The organism is Mesorhizobium sp. M1A.F.Ca.ET.072.01.1.1 (assembly GCF_004023325.1).
GTDB lineage: Bacteria > Pseudomonadota > Alphaproteobacteria > Rhizobiales > Rhizobiaceae > Mesorhizobium.
This window is the reverse complement of sequence record NZ_RZSF01000810.1, coordinates 1-386: the sequence shown is the minus strand read 5'-3', so window position 1 is coordinate 386 and position 386 is coordinate 1. Positions and strand designations below refer to the sequence as shown.

The following is a 386-nucleotide window of genomic DNA, read 5'->3' as shown; positions in this document are numbered from 1 at the left end:
GTCCTGGGTCATGCCGTGCAGGTCGACGCGGCCTTCGAGCGGCAAGCGGCCCTTCGACAGCTTGTTCAGGGTCTGGTCGTCCAGCGCATGCGAGACATGCTGGGTCCTGGGCTTTGCCGCGACGGATGGAGCGCCGTTGACGGGAGCAGGCGTCGGCGCCGGTTTCGGCTCGACGCTGAAATCGGCGACGTCGACGGCGGCCTTGCCCTTGAGCGGCTTGGCGGTACGCGCCACCAGGTTCCACAGGACGCGGTCGTCTTCGCTCAGCCTGTCGATACGGCGGGTCATAAAACCACCCCCGAAACGAGCTGGCGTGGGATCAGCGCATAAAAATCGGCGGCGTTGCGGACGACGCCGGCGATCTCGCCAGCGGCGTCGCCCGAGCC

1 pseudogene is annotated in these 386 nt (G+C 67.6%); it reads right to left on the bottom strand.

The features are described from left to right. A pseudogene (locus EOA32_RS38155) lies at positions 1–288 on the bottom strand (DNA mismatch repair protein MutS); the annotation flags it as partial. Positions 289–386 lie beyond the last annotated feature (98 nt).